Raw genomic sequence first — 16,864 nt, forward strand, 5'->3', positions numbered from 1 at the left:
CGACACTCCGATTGGCCTAGATACCGAATTAAAAATCTCACCAAGATTTATTTTAAAGGCTATCAAAACCAAAGAAATCTATGCCAGCCGCATGTTTTTGGATAGTCAAGTTAGTCTGGGCTAAGATAAATTAAGCGGAAGAAAATAACGGGATTGTGAAGAACTGATACGAGTCTTTTTAAGTGTTGCTAGCAGACCACCCAATTTTCTATTTCCATATACATAATACATTGATTATTATTAACAAGTTAAAATAACCATATTAAAAAGGAAATACATGAACAAACCACTAATTTCCATCTTGATGGGCAGTTCAAATGATTGGGAAATCATGCAGCAGGCCGCGCGCCCTCTGCATGATTTCGGCGTAGCCTACGATGCGCGCGTGATCTCTGCACACCGTTCACCGGAACTGTTATTAACCTATGTTCAGGAAATGAGTGATCAGGGCGTACAGTGTTTTATTGCTGGTGCAGGTGGTGCGGCGCATTTGGCTGGTGTAATTGCTGGACAAACTACTCTGCCAGTACTGGGCGTACCCATTCCATCCAAATACCTCAAAGGAATCGATTCACTACTGTCCATCGTACAAATGCCCAAGGGTATTCCGGTGGCCACATTTGCTATCGGCGAAGCAGGTGCGGCGAATGCTGGCCTGTTCGCGATAGCCATGCTGGCACTTAACGATACAGAGTTAGCCAAGCGCCTCAGCGCATTCCGCAAACAGCAGGCCGAAGCAATTGCTACGATCAAGCTGCCATCACTAAGCTAAAAGGGAAATCCTATGTCCTCCGTATTACTTGAATCCAACTTAACCAGCTTGCCATTATTACATCGGGGCAAAGTGCGTGACATTTATGAAGTGGATGATGATCGCCTACTCATTGTGCAAACTGATCGCTTGTCTGCCTTTGATGTGATTTTACCGACTCCAGTGCCAGGAAAAGGTCAAGTACTCACTACCCTGTCCAATTTCTGGTTTAGCAAGCTTAATCACGTTCTGCCTAATCACCTTACCGGTATCAAGCCAGAATCCTTAGTTAAAACTGATGAAGAACGCGCGCAACTGGCTGGCCGGGCCTTCGTAGTAAAACGCTTGAGACCCGTACCCATTGAGGCCATCGTGCGCGGCTACCTGGCTGGTTCCGCTTGGAAGGAATATCAAAAGACTGGTATGGTGTGCGGTATTAAATTACCTGCCGATTTACAGGAAGCGCAAAAATTGTCACAACCATTATTCACACCTTCAACCAAAGCACCAGCAGGTGAACACGATGAAAATATCTCCTTCGACCAAGCCGCAAAATTGCTGGGTGTACCACGTGCTAATGCAGTGCGTCATGCAGCCTTGTCGCTGTATACCCAGGCAGCGGAATATGCGGCTACCCGAGGAATCATCATTGCTGATACAAAATTTGAATTTGGTGTGGATTCATCAGGTAAAATGTATTTAATTGATGAAGCACTGACACCCGATTCTTCGCGGTTCTGGCCAACTGATCAATACAAAGTGGGTAGCAACCCACCTAGCTTTGATAAACAGTTTGTACGTGACTGGTTGGAGGGCTCTGGCTGGAATAAACAATTCCCAGCGCCGAAAGTTCCTGCCGACGTAATCGAAAAGACTGCAGAAAAATATCACGAAGCCGGGCGACTGTTGATGGACGTGTAACACAGTCCTTCAGCAATTGACATTTGTACAGCGCTAAAGTTTGATGAACGCAATCTCTGGCGTGGATTACATCATTATGCAGTGATAGCATCCCTATATTTATACCTACGCTAATCAAAATAATTAATATTTTCTATGCGAGTTATATTAATAGCGATTAGTCATTCAATTGAGGGTAACAAAAACGGTAGGCTCACTTTCTACTACTGCATTCCTAGTATTCAGAAGAGTAATTATCGCTCTCTACCATGTATTTAATTAACATTAACAGAACGGTTTTTCTTGCCAGCTGTTACTACCTTTGGTTATCGTAATTACTCTGCGAGTACTACAATACATCCATCATAAAGGTCAGACCATTGACAGTAGACCTGCAGGGTCAATTTTTTAAAACAAAATCCCCCATATTTTAAATGTACGTTTATATTATTGAGGTGCGAACGGATTGAAAAAAACAGCCATTAAAATATTCAACCAACGGCTTCTTTCTCTGGTCGAACATATCGGCTTACTAGTCATCGCCATCGCCACAGTGTTCGCCATGGCAAGCGAGACCATGATTATGGTACGAGCAGAACAAGTGACACTAACCGACCTGTTGCTGCTCTTCCTTTATCTAGAAGTACTGGCCATGGTTGGGTTATATTACAACTCAGGCAAGCTGCCAGTGCGCTTCCCGCTTTATATCGGCATGGTGGCACTTGCGCGCTACCTGATCTTGGACATGAAAGCCATGGATGACTGGCGTATGCTCGCGGTAACTGGTTCTATCCTGATGCTAACGCTAGCAGTATTTCTGATTCGCTTCGGCCATGTACGTTATCCCTATTCGGGCGATGAATCGTCGACGGAACCACGACAAGTCGACCGAACACAGGATTGAAAACAGACACTGTCAGTGAATCTCCATATTATCCCAAATGACCAGATACAAGCTGCCGCATTATTACTGCGGTCAGGTGAAACAGTGGCTTTCCCTACGGAGACTGTCTACGGATTGGGGGCGGATGCCTCCAATCCACTTGCCGTGCAAAAGATCTTTGAGATCAAGGGTCGACCAGTCGACCATCCGCTAATCGTTCATATTGCCACGACCTCCCAACTGCCAGCTTGGGCGCGAAATATCCCCGACGACGCATGGCGACTGGCAGCTGCATTCTGGCCGGGGCCACTGACTTTGATCCTACAACGCTCCAATCGAGTGCCGAATGAGGTTACCGGATGGCAAGATACCGTAGGCCTGCGTGTACCAGACCATCCTATCGCGACCGCCCTGTTGCATGCATTCGGCGGCGGAATTGCAGCACCATCAGCCAATCGTTTTGGGCAGATAAGTCCAACCACAGCGCAACACGTACATGACAAGCTGGGATCTAAGGTGGGTATGATTCTAGATGGAGGTCCATGCCGTATCGGTGTGGAATCCACCATCGTTAGCTTAACGCATGAAGAAACTGTGGTATTGCGGCCCGGTGGACTTTCTATCGAAGCTCTTGAGAACACACTTAATAAGAAAATCTTGCTGACTCAAGCAGCTGCCCATAATGTTCGAGCTTCTGGCATGCTGGACTCACACTATGCCCCCACAACTCCAATTGAAATCCACCCGGCAGACGAATTATGGCGTCGAGCACATCAACTGGCTAAGCTGGGCTATAAAGTAGCAGTTCTTAAACTAAGTGATGAAAACAAGTGCATAAACAGTGGTGGAATCACATGCTTTCAGATGCCGCTACTGGCTGATGAGTATGGACACGACCTTTATGCGACACTGCATCGTATTGATCACGCCAGCTTCGATCATCTTTTAGCTGAAACACCGCCCGCAACGCAAGAGTGGGTTGCAATCAATGACAGGATGCGGCGCGCCGCTCACTCAGGGCGCAGTTAATGAGAACGAATGTAGCGGCGGGAAACAATGAGGTAATAAAAACGATATAGCCATCTACAGATCGAATAACTCATAAATCATAAATTATTTTTAACTCAACAAGTATGATGCAAATTATTTATAAAAAGTACTTTTCAGAGTTGAATCACCATGGAATTCATAATTTATTTTACAATCCCATTATCTTATTATCGATAATCATGTTATTACCAGATGGGCTTTTATCATAATGGTCTTTCAATATGACAAAATCTTCATGTCTCTTTAAACTCGCTTTCTCATAAAGATCATAAATTTCAACTGAAATATTATGATTTGGAGCGGTTACTAAAAAGTCATCAATCGTTTCGATAATGTCGTGATCAATAAACTGAGATTTACTGGCATCAATTGTGAGCGTGCTGTTTGGCTTGATATGAGAAAGAAGCTTTCTCAATAAAGATTTATTCAAAAACACAACATCTTTGTTAAGCGTTAATATATAAAACGATTTATCTTGAGTCAAGGTAATGGCAGCACGGTAATTAGCCTTAATAACAAAAAATAAACCAACTACCACACCGATTGACATTCCTATTAATAAATCGGTTGTTAAAATCGCTGTTATTGTAATAACAAAAGGCACTAATTGACTCCACCCTTTGCGATAAAAATCCATAAACAAGGCTGGCTTGGCCAATTTAAACCCTGTGTGCAACAAAATAGCGGCCAAACAACCGAGCGGAACATAATTTATGTATTTCGCAAAGAACATTACACTCAGCAATATACATAAACCGTGAATAAAACAGGATAGAGGAGTTTTTCCACCCGCGTTAATATTGCCTGAACTACGCACAATAACCGCAGTAATCGGAAGCCCTCCGATTAATCCGCTAATAATATTGCCAACTCCTTGTGCTTTCAGTTCCCTGTTAGTAGGTGCAGTACGTTTTAAAGGATCCAGCTTATCTACTGCCTCAAGACTTAATAATGTTTCGAGACTAGCTATGATAGCTAGCGTTGCTGCAATAAGATAAACCTGAGGATTAGCCCAGTAACTGTAGTCTGGAAATATAAAATTATTCAAGAATTCGCCGATATTATTTGAGACAGGCACCTTCACTAAGTGAATTGCACTGACCGACCAATCCGGTGCCCATCGTTCAGCACCTAAATTGTAGAGAACTCCCCATATTACGGCGATCAACGGGCCAGGAATTAGTTTAAAAAATTTCTGGTTTTTAAACCATGGTCTTTCCCAAATTATTAGTATAAGCAGAGCAACCATGCATATAAGCACGACGCCCTGTGAAATAGAGCTAAATGCATCTAATATCGGGAAGAAAAACTCATGTACATCTTCATGTGTATAAGCTTCAGGCCCTCCAAAATGTTCATTGTAACCAGTAGCATGAGGAATCTGTTTAATTATAAGAATCAAGCCAATAGCAGCCAACATTCCTTTGATGACAGCTGAAGGAAAAAAAGCTCCGATGACTCCCGCTTTGAGAAAGCCAGCTACCAATTGCATAATACCTGCAATGATCACTGCAACTAAAAATCCCTGAAAACTACCTAATGTTTCGATAGCATTATAAACAATCACTGTTAATCCGGCCGCTGGCCCGGAGACACTAAGTTGTGAGCCGCTTAACCAAGCAACAACCAAACCACCAACCATTCCTGCTATTAATCCTGCGAACAAAGGCGCGCCAGATGCCAAGGCGATACCCAGACATAACGGTAAAGCCACTAAAAAAACTACGATACCCGCAGGCAAATCATCTTTTAGATGTCTAAAATAGTACTGCATGGGCTGCTGGGTCATTTTTTCCGCCTCCACAATTTTATGTTGATAGCATTATATTACGGTATGTTTAACAATAGTATGAGGTTATGGTGATAATTTATGAAAAATTTATCTATCAATCGGAATTATTTGGGCCATAAATAAACACGTAGGTAAGAGCTACGCCTGGCTCACTATATTTATTTATTGATAAAACTCAATACTTCCAGTCTGTATTTCATACATACCACCCACAATAGCTATCTCGTTGTTATCCTGCATTTCACGCAAAATTTCACTCCGGTGTTTAATGTTAGCAATCATCAAGCGTACATTGGCCACGGCAACTTTTTCCACAAACTCTGAATTTTTAGAATTCCGATCTGTTGTTGGCTCGCGAACACTTGCCACTGCTGGCTTTAGTTTGGCGATTAGAGTGGTAAGATTACCCAACCTGACATCATCACACGCGCCTTTGATGGCGCCGCAACGGCTATGACCTAATACAACGACAATTTTTGCACCGCCGATTTTGCAAGCGAATTCCATACTACCCAGAATGTCTTCATTAATAATATTTCCCGCAATTCGAATACTGACAAGATCGCCTAAGCCTTGATCGAAAATAAGTTCAGCTGATGCGCGTGAATCAATGCAACTCAAAACAACGGCGAATGGATATTGCCTATCTGAAGTTTCGTTCAATTGTTGTAACACATTGCGGCTGATTTTAAGGTTATTCACGAAACGTGCATTACCATCTTTGAGAGCTTTTAATGCCATTTCCGGCGTAAGCAATAATTGAATGTCGCGGATATCGGGGGTCATCAAATTTCTCACAAAAAATTACAAATATTTTTAAATATAACTAAATGCTAAGCCTTCTTAGCTCGAGAATGAGCGTGATAGACAGACGCAAGCGACCTTGAGCAAATTCAGCAAAGCGCCCCGTTCAATTCCGTCAGAGCTACGCAAGACCTCCATCTACGACCAAGGGCGCAAGATGAGCAAAAACACTGACTGACTAAACGAACCAGGATACTTACTACTCGCACAGCCCGTGACAACGCGGTTTGAACGAATATTAACGAGCTGCTGCGCCAGTATGTTCCCGAAGGCAGACTTGCCGATTTACACGCAAGAACAGCTGAACTGTTAAATACAATTACTTGGATCCTAACAGGTCTGAGAAAATCAATTGGGTTTCCATCATCGGTAGTGGTTTACAAGTTTTACTTAATATAAAACTTGCCACATCTGACGAATAAACATTAACAGTTGCGGTCGGTTCTTGAATCTACCGTAGATTAATTTTTAATTTGGTCTTAAAACCAATACATCACAGGGTGATAGTTTTAAAAGGCGATCCGCAAAGGAACTAAGAAAAAGCCCAGCAAAACCTCTTTTATTTCTTGTCGCTACTACGATCACACCCGCATTAATTTCTTTAGCATACTCAGCCAGCCGATCTGCTGGAGACTGCGCAAATAAAACTTCAAAATGAGCTTTTTTGAATGCAAGCACAGGCATCATTTCTCTTGCTTTATTCTTAATGAAATCTAACATTTGTTGTTTCATATTTTCAACTGTTGCTTTGTCAGGAATTTCCTCGAAACCCATCTCACTAACACTAATATCTTTCTTGATAATATGAACGAAGTAAGCTTCTCTTTTGGTCCAGCCATACTCATGTCCCCACCTTGAAATACTGGGCATAAACTCTTCTTCGGTTGGCATAGCAATGACTATCTTTCGTGGGTTCATTTTAACCTCTAGAGTAAATGTAAATCCTTTTTTATGACACTAATCTACAGTGAGTCAATTAGTCAAGACAATTAATGAGTCGAATTTTAAGAGAGTAATTAATCAATACCGCAGAATACCGCTACCCCGTTTGCACTTCTAATTATACTCAATTTTTATTCGTTGAATTAACGTTATAAATGCAACGATTGATAGATAGCTCAGCCGAGCCTGCATACGTTGTCGTTTTTAATATTTAAAGATATATTCAGTAATTGCCTGACAGCCTCGGCACGAATTTTGTAACGATAAAACACAGTACTTGCCTAAACTTCTTGAACTATTAGCCGACAATAAATTCATGCTGGACAACGTTTAATTTCACAGCAAATAGCAAAAAATAAACTGACCCATAACACGAAATAGATAACTACCGAGCGATAATGAAGTGAGTTATCATACTTATGAATCCTAACTATTTCACCGTCATTATGGATAAGTGATTACATTATCTTAAGAACAACACAATTATTGGATCCATATTTTAGAAAGTTATAAATAGTTACAGCTTTGTTCTATATCAACCGCAATGCAACAAGGACTTCACTACGAACTCGCGCATTACTAAATGCCAAGCTAGAGGAAGTTTTCCACCTTATTCTACTTATCATCCCGCTTGAATTTCACTGATAATTCAACTTAGAAACAATAAATTGTAATGGTAAAAAACATGTTACTAAACTAATTAGTAAAAATAAAATTAAACCTCCTGTCAATTGAAGTTAGACAAAACCTAAAAATCAAAAATGAAAGTTTCTGTGATTGCCAACCTCAACCAATCTTTAGTGCTGCTCACAACTCTTTGTTTAAGCTTCTCGTCTCTTTCATGGGCCGCACAAATAGATCCACCTGTCCTCGTGCCAAAGACAGAAACCCCAACAATTCCCAGCCGCCAGTCAGTATTAACCATGAAGGACATCGGCGCTTCCCGCCCAATCGAATTGAAAGGCGTGAACAGTAGTGCCTATCTTTCTTTGGGTGTGCGGCTGGATGAGGTCGTCACCAAGGCCAAACTGCATCTAAACTACACACTATCTCCCGCACTGCTACCAAATATCTCTCATCTCAAGGTATATCTGAACGATGAAGTGTTAGCTACGTTACCAGTGACCAAAGAAAATCCGACTGGCCCACAAAAACTTGATGTTGATCTTGATCCCCGTTTCTTTACTGACTTTAACAAACTGCACTTGCAATTCATCGGTCATTACACCAATGATTGCGAATTTCCTCTCCACTCCAGCTTGTGGGCCAACATTAGCAACATGAGCACGCTGGAAATAAATTTGCAATCAATCGCTCTACGCAACGATCTTGCTCTGCTGCCAGCTCCCTTCTTCGATCAACGAGACAATCGCTTACTTAACCTGCCTTTCGTATTTGCCACCCAACCCTCTCTAAGTTCATTGCGAGCAGCGGGCGGTATCGCCTCCTGGTTTGGTGCTTTGGCGAGCTATCGCGGTGCCCGCTTTCCAGCCTATTTGAATCGTCTGCCAGAACGCTATGGCGTGGTTTTCGTGACCAATGACGAACGACCAGAATTTCTTGCTAAATATCCCAAAGTGGACGCACCAACCATCTCTCTGATGCAACATCCGGAAAATCCTACAGGCAAGCTACTCCTCATCCTTGGTCGTAATGCTGCCGACCTGCAGCTAGCTGCAGATGCCTTGGTTCTGGGCAAAGCTGTCATGACTGGCACTTCAATTACCGTCAAGACACTGGAATATCCACCGCGTCGTGTCGCTTACGATGCGCCTAACTGGCTGCAATCAGGCCGTCCCATACCATTGGGACAACTCGTCAATAGCCCGGCCGACCTACAGCGCCAGGGGCAGCCTCTCGAACCAATTCTCATCAACGCCCGCTTGCCAGCCGATCTGTTTACCTGGGAAGTGAAGGGAGTACCGATTGACCTCAAATACCGTTACACGCCACCGGCAGAACAAGGCGATGCCAATCTGAGAATTGAAATAAACGACCAATTTATCGAAGCAATACCGCTGCTGTCCGGCGCAGGAACCCGAGAACAGAACCGCCTGATACTGCCTCTTCTGGATGATGGTTCCTTGCGGGAGCAAAGCGGAGTGGTAATCCCCGCTTTCCACCTGGGCAGCAATAACCAACTACAGTTTTCATTTTCCATTCCTTTCAGTGATAACGGTCGCTGCAAATCTTCACCTCAAGGAAACATGCGCGCGGCAATCGATCCAGATTCAACTTTAGATTTAAGCCATTTATACCACTATGCAGCGATGCCAAACTTGGCATTTTTCGCTAATAGTGGATTTCCGTTCACCAAGTACGCCGACCTCGCCGAGACCGCGATCGTCATCCCCGATCAGCCTAACACCTTTGACATGGAAGCTATGTTCGCTTTACTAGGCCATATGGGCCGTTCCACCGGAGTTCCCGCTCTACACTTCAAACTCCTACAGACAAAATCCGTACAAGACGCAAAAAATTTAGATCTGCTGGTGATTGCCAGCGGTGCCAACAAAGATCTTCTCGCGAGTTGGGGCAAATCCCTTCCTGCCCTTCTGGAAGCAGGAAGCCGCACCTTTGCGCCTTTGGGCAAAGCCATGGATATGGCTTATGAATGGTTCGGACTGAGTGATAACAAAACATCCAAATCTGGAGAAGGCACCATACTTCTTGGCTCCGGACCTTTGGCTGCCCTCATCGGCTTTGAATCACCGCTCAGCCCGTCACGTAGTGTCATCGCCCTTACTTCCAATACCCCCACAGCTTTGACCTCGGCTCTTGATGCCCTGAATGATGGCGGGAAAGTTCAATACATCCGCGGTGACCTCGCTTTAATGCGTGGCGAAAGTGTCGAGAGCTTTCGCGTTAATAATGTGTATTACATAGGCGAATTACCGTGGTGGCGCTGGATATGGTTCCACTTGAATCACCACCCACTGCTCCTGACTGCTATCGGCGTCGCAATCGGCCTTTTTGTTGCCCTACTTGCCTTTGGTGCCCTACGTAATCTGGCTACCAAACGACTCGGTCAACACAAGAAATAAGCACCTGGTAATGGAATACTTATTCGTGGATACCGGGCGCAAGGCGAGCATTTTGCTGTACCGGGGATACCAAATTCTCGCTACGCTCTGCTTCTGCTGGGGAACTGCGCAGGCAGTAACAACCGAACCCACTTGCCAGGCAGACTGGCCTGCTTGGCAAAACTTCAAGTCAGAATTCATCAACGAGGGCGGACGGGTAGTGGATGGCAGCACCCCCCGTAAACAGACCGTGTCAGAAGGGCAGGCCTATGCGCTGTTTTTCGCCTTAGTAGCCAACGATCGCAAAACCTTCGACAAGATCCTGCAATGGACCGAAAACAACTTGGCAAATGGCGATCTCACCAGCCATCTGCCCGCGTGGCTATGGGGTCGCAGAGATGATGGCAGTTGGGGTGTGCTGGACAGCAATCCGGCATCTGATGCCGATCTGTGGATAGTCTATGCATTGGGCGAAGCTGGCCGGCTCTGGGGCGAACGCCGCTTCGTTGCACTTTCATCACTGTTGGCCAGCCGTATCTTGCGCGAAGAAACCGCAGACCTACCTGGTTTAGGCCCCACTCTGCTGCCTGCCCCGCGCGGCTTCCAGACCGGAGTGAAAACTTGGCGCCTCAATCCCAGCTACCTGCCCATACAGCTAATGGACTGGCTAAGTAGCCGGAGTCCTGATTCCACTTGGCGGCGAATCTCGGAATCCTCCCAGCGGATCCTTTTAGAATCGGCCCCGAATGGATTTTCACCTGACTGGACAGTCTATCAGGACAGCAAAGGATTCCGAATAGATAGTGCAGGAAAAGAGAAAGGCACAGGCGGCTATAACGCCATCCGGGTTTATCTGTGGGCCGGTATGCTTGCGCCCGACGCTTCTGCCCGACCACGACTTCTTGCTGCTTTTTCCCCCATGGCCAGCTTTATCACGCGCCACGGCTACCCGCCAGAGTCTGTCAATATAATCACGGGTGAAGCCAATGGCCCAGGGCCATCAGGCTTTTCCGCCGCACTGCTACCTTTCCTGGCCGCCCGGGAAGATAGCGCTGCCCTGCAGGCACAACGCGATCGTCTGACGGCTCGCCCACCGCGGCCAGACGCCTACTATGAACAGGCGCTTTCCCTCTTTGCCCATGGCTGGATGGACGGGCGCTACCACTTCACAACAAATGGCAGCCTGCTGCTCTCTTGGCAAAAACCATGCAGCTCCGCCTCCTCCCGCTTACCTTCGCACTGACTCTGGCTGGGTTGCTAAGTATTCCAACCCTTGCCCGTTCAGAAAATAGCGCTAGTGCCGACCTGCTGCGCAGCGCTCACATGTGGGAAGCCAAAGATCGCCCGGATTTGGCACGTGTTATGCTGGAAAAATTACTGACCATCGAATCCAATCCAGAAGTACTATTTATGCTGGGAAGCATTGAGCTACGATCAGGAAATATAAAACTTGCCGGTGAATATTTGCGTCGCCTGGAACAGCGTTATCCTCAGCACCCCAAGATTCTGGGCCTGCGCAGCCTATATCGGGTTAACACCACTGAAAAACAGACTCTGGCAAACGCACGTCTAATGGCCAGAGCCGGCAATACCAAAGAAGCTGCCAAAATTATGCGCCGGTTATTTCCGGAAGCCCCTCCTCCAGGTGAGCTCGGACTCGAATATTACCAACTCGTGAGTAGCACTGCCGCAGATCAGCAAGCAGCAAAGTCTGCTCTCAACAAGCTTTACCGGGAAACAGGAGAAGCACGCTACCGCCTTGCCTGGCTTAAGCTGCAGAGTAATCAGCGCAGCAAACAGGAAATCCTGCAGGGTTATGAATCCTTGGCCGCTGCGCCCGACGTTAACCGACAAAAATTACGCGAAAACTGGTGGGCTGCCATAAAGCGTCTCACAGCAGCACCAGCAGCATTACCCTGGGTCCGCCGCTATCTGAAAGAATTTCCGAATGACCAGAATGCCATCGAATATCTGGCAGAATTACAACAATTGCATGAGAAAGCGTTGCGCATCGCCAACGACCCTGCGGTACGTGCCCGCCAGAGTGGGATCGCTTTTCTGGAACACGAACAACTGGAAGACGCCCAGCGGGAGTTGCAAAAGTCGCTATCAAAGCGCCCCAAGGATCCCCAAGTACTGGGTAGCATGGGCTTGCTTCGCTTGCGCCAGGGACATCACGAAGAGGCTAAAAGCTGGTTTCAGCGTGCAGCCAAGGCTGAACCGGGCAGCAACAAATGGTTTGGTCTGATCCGCACTGCAAATTTCTGGGGGCAAATGAAACGGGCCGATGAACTACTCGAAGCCGGAAAGCTGGCTGAAGCACAACAATTTGTACGACAAGCACTGAATATCGAGCCAAACAATGCTGATGGACTTGCTCTACTGGGCAATATTCTCGCCCGGGGCCAGAATCTGGCCGGTGCCGAATCACTCTACCGTGAGGCACTCAAACGAGATGCGAGCAATACTTCAGCTATGCGCGGCCTACTTGCGCTGCTCTCCCGTAGCGAACGTCGCGATGAAGCCCAAGCGTTAATCGCCCAATTTCGCCAGAATAACCCCAAGGAAGCCAATCGATTCAACGAAAGCCAAGCCAGCTTGCTACGTGATGAAGCCGAGACATTCATCAGCGCTCACCGCCCCAGCCACGCCCTGCTGGCACTGGAAACCGCTGTACAACTCGCCCCTCGTGATGCCTGGATTCGCCATGACCTGGCAAATCTATATGAGAGTTTGGGCTTGCAGACCCTCAGTCGTCGTGTAATGGCAGAGGGTATTGCGCTGGTTCCGAACGACTCCGCCATGAACTATGCCTATGCTTTGGTACTGACTGCCCAGGAGCGGGAAATAGAAGCACTGCAGCGCTTGGCCCGTATTCCCCCGTCAGCACGTTCCAGCGCCATGAATGAACTGGAAACGCGTGCCTGGATCAAGTTGCGCATCCGTCAGGCCACTAAGCTCCAAGCTGGCGGCAGGAAAGACGAAGCGATCCGAATGCTGCTCCTTGCCGAACAACATGCCGCAGACAACAATCCGAGTGCAATCGAACAAGTGTCAGAAGGCTGGTTTAGCCTAGAACAACCGGCTCGCGGCCTTACCCTGATGAAACGACACCTGATTAACGCGAGATCAGCAACGATGGACAGCCAGCTTTATTATGCCTCGTTGCTCAATCGAGCAAAACAAGATGACACACTGAACATTTTCCTGCCAGAACTACAGCAACGTCCCGACTGGAATGACAAGCAACGGGAGACTATGCTGGCAATTGAAACTGACCTTACTGCCCGGCAAATCGAGCAGCTGCTACAGCGTGGCCAAATAGCTCAAGCTCAAACTCTCGCTGCCCGGGCAGTCGTTGCAGGGCGAGCAGGCGACATTTCGACGCTGAAAGCCCAGGCTCGCCTGTTACTGGAGGCTAACGACTGGAAAGCCGCCCTGCTGATCTTGCAGGCGATACTGGACAAACATCCGGACGACTTGGAGTCACGTCTAAATCTCGCACAAGCTCACGCCCAGGCAGGAAAAAAGCAGGCTGCTCAAGAGGTGATCGATCAACTGCTGCCTCGTTTGCGTGAGAATGATGTGGACACCAAATTGTCCATTACCCGACTGGAAACTCGCCTTGGAAATATGGATCGAGCTAGAAAGATAGTGACGAAACTCCTCACCAGCAACCCCGATAATCCAGATGTTTTGATTCAGGCAGGTCGTATCGAACGCAGTGACCGACGGTACTCTGCTGCCTTGGCTTATTTCCGCCAAGCACTGATCCTGGAAAGGCGCACTCCAGGCGCGGTAACAACCGTCGAATCAGTGCCTCTACTCGAGCTGGATCCCAAGCATCCAATGATCGGCCTAGCACCACAACCTGGTTACGCCATAGGGTATCCCAATGCAGTTAAGAATACAGACATCGCTGACAACCAAAAATCTACACCAGAGCTAGGGAAAATAGCTTTAATTCGCCCTCCCACCAGAGCAGAGGAGGAAATTACCCGTATTGAGGCCAGGCGAGATCCCCGCATTGAAATAGGGTTCGAAAAGCTCAGCAGGAACTCTTCAAACGGCACATCCACCTATCACGGAACGGAGACTCCAATAGTCGGGTGGTGGCCGGTGGGCTATAATGGACACGGTTTTGTCCACGTGGATCGGGTCAGTGTCAATGCAGGCCAGCTCACCCAAGACGATGCTCCTCTCTTCGGCAAGCTGGGTGTAAGGCCTTCTTCTCTCCCCCCTCCATTTGCGCAAAAAGCAGATGGCACCTCGGTCGGTGTGGGTTATGAGGGTGAGGCATTACGCTGGGATTTGGGCATGATCGGTATCGGTTTTCCAGTTCAGAATATGGTCGGGGGCATTCGCAAAGGCTGGGAAGTAAACAAAGTGGACTACGCCCTTGAAATTTTCAGGCGCCCCCAAACTAACAGCCTGCTTTCCTATGCCGGCACGCGCGACCCCGCTACAGGTGAAATCTGGGGGGGTATCGCCTATACCGGGGTTGGCGGTCGGGTGGCTCACACTTTTGGTCAATTTAATACTTTCGCCAGCGCCGAATATGGCCTATTGCGGGGCAAGAATGTACTCGATAACAATCGTCTCGCCCTGCGCATCGGTATAGACAAAGACGTGCTGCGCCAGGAAGATAAGTGGGTCAATCTGGGACTAACCCTGACCCACTGGCGCTACAAAGAAAACGAATCCTTCTACACTTTTGGTCATGGCGGTTACTACAGCCCGCAAAGCTACACTTCAGTGAACCTGCCAGTAGAGTGGGCAGGCCGTAGCGGGAAGCTTTCTTATTTGGTGCGAGGTTCAACCTCCTTCGCCTGGACCAATGAGAAACGTATGCCTTATTACCCAACAAACAGCGCGTTGCAAAGCGATGCTATTAATATTGGCAATAACATTGACGCTGGGTTTTACCCCGGAGGTGACGGCGGTGGGAAAGGCTATTCCCTGCGGCTGGCAACCGAATACCAGATTACGCCTCACCTGGCTATTGGTGGATACCACAACATGGATCGCACAGCTTTCTATACTCCAAACTTAACTTTCGTCTATCTGCGCTACCTGTTTAAGGCTCATTCAGAACCAGTACGCTTCCCGCCGATAACGGCCAGGCCTTACTCCCGCTTCTGATTCACAGCCCAGGCTGATAATCGATCCATGTGCCCTCAGAGCGCATCAGGTAACCGTTGTCACGCCCAATAACAACGATATCCTCGTTTTCGCTCACGAAAGGTGTACCCGGCAGATTTTGTACCCGCTCCGCCAGCGGTTTGCCGCCCGTTCCGGCAAAAGGACTGTCCGCGATAAAGTCGGCAAGAAGTGTGCTAATCGCAAAGTAACTTACTGACTTATCCACCTGCAAGGGTTGATGTGGTGCATCCCCGGATTTGCCCTTGAAGCCTACCAGTTTGATGGCGGCGGGCACCAGTGTGATCTTGGGATTGGGAATTTCACGCATACCGGATATCTGCACCTTGTCTCCCCGCAAAGCAGCACCATGTTCCGGCACTAAAATCACCACCACCGGCCTTCCTTTGCCCTCCAGGAAAGTAATGAAACGATCAAAATCTGACATTAATTTATCCAGTCGCGGTTTGAAAGTTTCAAGACTAGAGCGTGACTTAACCCCAGAAACACGGTTTCCATCATGCAAGGCAATAGTGTTGTAATACAAGACTCGAGGCCGAACTGATGGCGGCTGGCGTGTCCACCACTCCGAGAGTAGCGGGAAATCCTCATAAATAGGAGTATCGTCAAAACTGTGCATCACTACGGGTGCGAAGCGATTGTCATCCAGTTTTACCCCGATACCGGATGGCTCTTGTACCATACCTGCAAATTGGTCGAAGTGTCCATCATGGTTAAGCAAGCCCCGCACTTCAAAGCCGGCAGCCTCAAAATTACGGAAAAGATTGCATTGGGACGCATCCACTTCATACAGCTTGCGGTGCGGAAGCTGACCGCAATTACTGTGAAACAAACGTAAAGCACCTGGGCCACTATAGCTGGCGGCAGTATTAAAACGACGAAACACTACGTCAAAATGATTTAACAGGGTCGAGTTGTTTTCGCCCACATAATCCATATCGTCCCATGAAAGAGAACAGACATGCAGGAACACCACATCAAAGGGCGCAGCAGAATCTGCAATAGCTGGAAAGCTCACCCGTTTGCCCTGTTCGACGGCGTAAAAAGTTTCCAACTGGGCGGTCGGCTCCTGCTTAGGCAAAACCGTAGCGCTTCCATTCACTAACGTCGGGTGAGGAGCAACGACCGAGACAGCATTGCCACCCTGCAGACTAGCAAAGGGCGCGCTCAGGATGCCAAGAAAAGCCAGAGTGGCAAAACGTAGACGGCGACGCAACAGCAAATAAACTACTAGCAGGAGACCCAGAACAGCAATCACCCAGATATTCACAAAGCGGCCCAGGAGTTCAAGCAAATAATCGCTACCAAACCCTGTTAAAGCTTGCTTCTGGGACAGCACGCGCGAAATCGGTGGCAACCAGGAATCATGGTACAGCAACGCCAGCCCCACTGGAATGGCCAGCATCGCACGAATCAGGCGATGCCGAGTAGACGCCAGGGGCAGCACGAGTACAATGGCGAAGGCCAGATTAGGAAGCCAGTGAAAGCCAATAAATCCACTGTAAAACAAGCCTAGCTTGGCAATAAAGTAAATACTCCAGTAACCCATGAGTGCTATA

11 protein-coding genes are annotated in these 16,864 nt (G+C 47.5%); 7 read left to right on the forward strand and 4 right to left on the reverse strand.

Annotated elements, in window-relative coordinates; all coding sequences use genetic code 11:
* Positions 1 to 277: 277 nt before the first annotated feature.
* The 4 genes from purE (at position 278) to W01_RS04510 (ending at position 3,563) form a co-directional block, all read left to right on the forward strand.
* Positions 278 to 772: a 5-(carboxyamino)imidazole ribonucleotide mutase gene (gene purE / locus W01_RS04495; protein WP_173052447.1), complete on the forward strand. Its 495-nt coding sequence runs from the start codon at positions 278 to 280 to the stop codon at positions 770 to 772.
* A gap of 12 nt (positions 773 to 784) precedes the next feature.
* Complete coding sequence (locus W01_RS04500) at positions 785 to 1,672, forward strand: phosphoribosylaminoimidazolesuccinocarboxamide synthase (RefSeq protein ID WP_173052449.1); 888 nt, start codon at positions 785 to 787, stop codon at positions 1,670 to 1,672.
* 445 nt (positions 1,673 to 2,117) lie between these two features.
* The gene (locus W01_RS04505) at positions 2,118 to 2,555 is read left to right on the forward strand and encodes a phosphate-starvation-inducible protein PsiE (protein ID WP_198421347.1); all 438 of its coding nucleotides are present in this window, start codon (positions 2,118 to 2,120) and stop codon (positions 2,553 to 2,555) included.
* Between the two features lie 15 nt (positions 2,556 to 2,570).
* Positions 2,571 to 3,563 (forward strand): L-threonylcarbamoyladenylate synthase, encoded by a 993-nt coding sequence (locus W01_RS04510; protein WP_173052452.1) that lies wholly within the window; start codon positions 2,571 to 2,573, stop codon positions 3,561 to 3,563.
* Positions 3,564 to 3,732: 169 nt separating this feature from the next.
* Here W01_RS04510 and W01_RS04515 read toward each other — a convergent pair whose 3' ends face one another.
* The 3 genes from W01_RS04515 to W01_RS04525 all read right to left on the reverse strand — a co-directional run bounded on the left by W01_RS04515 (position 3,733) and on the right by W01_RS04525 (position 7,098).
* Positions 3,733 to 5,373, reverse strand: a complete 1,641-nt coding sequence (locus W01_RS04515; RefSeq protein ID WP_173052454.1) for a SulP family inorganic anion transporter — start codon at positions 5,371 to 5,373, stop codon at positions 3,733 to 3,735.
* Positions 5,374 to 5,538: 165 nt separating this feature from the next.
* A complete protein-coding gene (locus tag W01_RS04520; protein ID WP_173052456.1) occupies positions 5,539 to 6,162 on the reverse strand; it encodes a carbonic anhydrase family protein in 624 nt (207 codons plus the stop codon).
* A gap of 486 nt (positions 6,163 to 6,648) precedes the next feature.
* Positions 6,649 to 7,098, reverse strand: a complete 450-nt coding sequence (locus W01_RS04525) for a universal stress protein (RefSeq protein WP_173052458.1) — start codon at positions 7,096 to 7,098, stop codon at positions 6,649 to 6,651.
* Positions 7,099 to 7,883: 785 nt separating this feature from the next.
* Here W01_RS04525 and bcsB point away from each other — a divergent pair.
* The 3 genes from bcsB to W01_RS04540 are packed head-to-tail and all read left to right on the forward strand — an operon-like array spanning position 7,884 to position 15,287.
* Positions 7,884 to 10,166, forward strand: a complete 2,283-nt coding sequence (gene bcsB, locus W01_RS04530; protein ID WP_256380122.1) for a cellulose biosynthesis cyclic di-GMP-binding regulatory protein BcsB — start codon at positions 7,884 to 7,886, stop codon at positions 10,164 to 10,166.
* A 10-nt stretch (positions 10,167 to 10,176) separates the two neighbouring features.
* On the forward strand, positions 10,177 to 11,388 hold the full coding sequence (gene bcsZ / locus W01_RS04535; protein ID WP_173052462.1) for a cellulose synthase complex periplasmic endoglucanase BcsZ: 1,212 nt from the start codon (positions 10,177 to 10,179) through the stop codon (positions 11,386 to 11,388).
* The gene (locus W01_RS04540) at positions 11,352 to 15,287 is read left to right on the forward strand and encodes a cellulose synthase subunit BcsC-related outer membrane protein (RefSeq protein ID WP_173052464.1); all 3,936 of its coding nucleotides are present in this window, start codon (positions 11,352 to 11,354) and stop codon (positions 15,285 to 15,287) included. The genes bcsZ and W01_RS04540 overlap by 37 nt, the downstream gene beginning before the upstream one ends.
* Before the next feature lies 1 nt (position 15,288).
* On the opposite strand, the gene bcsG is transcribed toward W01_RS04540, so the two are convergent.
* Positions 15,289 to 16,854 (reverse strand): cellulose biosynthesis protein BcsG, encoded by a 1,566-nt coding sequence (gene bcsG, locus W01_RS04545; RefSeq protein WP_173052466.1) that lies wholly within the window; start codon positions 16,852 to 16,854, stop codon positions 15,289 to 15,291.
* Positions 16,855 to 16,864 lie beyond the last annotated feature (10 nt).

The organism is Candidatus Nitrotoga sp. AM1P (assembly GCF_013168275.1).
Classification (GTDB): Bacteria; Pseudomonadota; Gammaproteobacteria; order Burkholderiales; family Gallionellaceae; genus Nitrotoga.

What these genes read in the sequence shown, in the direction of transcription:
- purE (WP_173052447.1), top strand. Translation starts at nt 278, where the DNA reads ATGAACAAACCACTAATTTCCATCTTGATGGGCAGTTCAAATGATTGG.
- W01_RS04500 (WP_173052449.1), top strand. Translation starts at nt 785, where the DNA reads ATGTCCTCCGTATTACTTGAATCCAACTTAACCAGCTTGCCATTATTA.
- W01_RS04515 (WP_173052454.1), bottom strand. Translation starts at nt 5,373, where the DNA reads ATGACCCAGCAGCCCATGCAGTACTATTTTAGACATCTAAAAGATGAT.
- W01_RS04520 (WP_173052456.1), bottom strand. Translation starts at nt 6,162, where the DNA reads ATGACCCCCGATATCCGCGACATTCAATTATTGCTTACGCCGGAAATG.
- W01_RS04525 (WP_173052458.1), bottom strand. Translation starts at nt 7,098, where the DNA reads ATGAACCCACGAAAGATAGTCATTGCTATGCCAACCGAAGAAGAGTTT.
- bcsB (WP_256380122.1), top strand. Translation starts at nt 7,884, where the DNA reads ATGAAAGTTTCTGTGATTGCCAACCTCAACCAATCTTTAGTGCTGCTC.
- bcsZ (WP_173052462.1), top strand. Translation starts at nt 10,177, where the DNA reads ATGGAATACTTATTCGTGGATACCGGGCGCAAGGCGAGCATTTTGCTG.
- W01_RS04540 (WP_173052464.1), top strand. Translation starts at nt 11,352, where the DNA reads ATGCAGCTCCGCCTCCTCCCGCTTACCTTCGCACTGACTCTGGCTGGG.
- bcsG (WP_173052466.1), bottom strand. Translation starts at nt 16,854, where the DNA reads ATGGGTTACTGGAGTATTTACTTTATTGCCAAGCTAGGCTTGTTTTAC.